This is a genomic window from Xanthomonas sp. SHU 199, assembly GCF_000364665.1.
Classification (GTDB): Bacteria; Pseudomonadota; Gammaproteobacteria; order Xanthomonadales; family Xanthomonadaceae; genus Xanthomonas_A; species Xanthomonas_A sontii.
The window spans coordinates 1-1,314 of record NZ_AQOI01000577.1 but is presented as its reverse complement, the minus strand read 5'-3'; the positions used below and the strand labels follow the sequence as shown (position 1 = coordinate 1,314).

Annotated in this window: 1 protein-coding gene and 2 pseudogenes; 2 read left to right on the top strand and 1 reads right to left on the bottom strand. The window is 74.4% G+C overall.

Annotated features, from left to right (window positions below):
• A pseudogene (locus D183_RS25090) lies at positions 1-379 on the top strand (NADPH-dependent 2,4-dienoyl-CoA reductase); the annotation flags it as partial.
• A 170-nt stretch (positions 380-549) separates the two neighbouring features.
• On the opposite strand, the gene D183_RS0117010 reads toward D183_RS25090, so the two are convergent.
• Positions 550-960 carry a Rap1a/Tai family immunity protein gene (locus tag D183_RS0117010; RefSeq protein WP_039728313.1) on the bottom strand — a complete coding sequence of 137 codons (411 nt, stop codon included), beginning with the start codon at positions 958-960 and terminating at the stop codon, positions 550-552.
• 98 nt (positions 961-1,058) lie between these two features.
• On the opposite strand from D183_RS0117010, the pseudogene D183_RS25085 reads away from it, so the two are divergent.
• Positions 1,059-1,314, top strand: a pseudogene (locus D183_RS25085) (MFS transporter); the annotation flags it as partial.

Genomic DNA, 1,314 nt, shown 5'->3' with positions numbered 1-1,314 from the left:
AAAGCCGCGCCCGGAGCCGCCGGCGCGCAGCGTGTGGCTGCTGCAGCGCAGCCCGGGCCGGCCGGGCGCGCGGCTGGGCAAGACCACCGGCTGGATCCATCGCGCCACGCTCAAGGCCAAGGGCGTGACCATGCTCGGCGGCGTCGAATACCTGGGTGTGGACGACAGCGGCCTGCGCATCCGCGTGGACGGCGCCGAGCAACTGTTGCCGGTAGGCACCGTGGTGGTCTGCGCCGGCCAGGAACCGCGGCGCGACCTGCAGGCGGCGCTGCAGGCCGCCGGCCGCAGCGCGCACCTGATCGGCGGTGCCGATGTCGCCGCGGAACTGGACGCCAAGCGCGCCATCGCCCAGGGCAGCCGGCTGGCGGCGCAGTTGTAGGGCGTGCGCTGACCTGGTCGGCCATCGGCGACCATCGCGGGCAGCGTCGCGTCGAGGCACGCGGCGCTCTGTCGGGCACAGTCGGCGATCGCTCTCGATCCCGGCACGCGCAAGCCCAGGTCGCCCGCAGCAGTCAGGCCCGGCGCCCGTCACCGACGGGCCTATGACGCTCAACGCGCCGTGCAGGGGAACGCGTCGTGCAGCGCCTGCTCCACCGGAACCGCGGCGCGCTGCCGCAACTGCACCGGCGGCAGCGCGGCGAGCGCGGTGAACACGCGATCGACCAGTTCGTGCGTCAGCACGCCCTGCGCGCCAGCGCACCACTGCCTGCCTTCGCTGGCGTCGGCGACGCCGGCGATGTACAGCCGCGCCAGCGCGCCGGCCTGCACGCGGCGTTGCTCGGCGCTGCCGGCGAGCGGCGTCGCCGCGGCCTGCGCATCGCCGCGCAGCAGACGCAACAGGTCGGCGGCGGACAGCTGATACACCGCCTGCGGGCGCGCGGCCACGGACGCGACGGCAGGCGCAGCGAAGGCGGCAAGACACAGGCACAGCAGCCGGGGCCATGACCATGACAGCGACATCGGCGAACTCCTCGAACGACGGGGACCAGCGCCTTCGATCCTAGCAAGCCGGCGCGGCGGACTTGGTGCTGTCGCATCGCGCGGCTATAAGCCTGGGCATGCCGCACCCCTCGCCCCTGCCCGCCCTGCCCCGCCTGCCGCAAACGGCGCTGGCGGCGTATGCCGGCGCGCATTTCGGCAAGAGCCTGCTGTGGTACGCCGGCGAACTGCTGCTGATCTACTCGATGACCGAACATGCCGGCCTGCGCGCGATCACGGCCGGGCTGGTGCTGGCGCTGGGCTTGCTGCTCAGCGCCGCGATCGGCCTCGGCGCCGGCTGGGGCCTGCGCCGGCGCCTGCGCGACGTGCGCAGCG

What these genes read in the sequence shown, in the direction of transcription:
- D183_RS0117010 (WP_039728313.1), bottom strand. Translation starts at nt 960, where the DNA reads ATGTCGCTGTCATGGTCATGGCCCCGGCTGCTGTGCCTGTGTCTTGCC.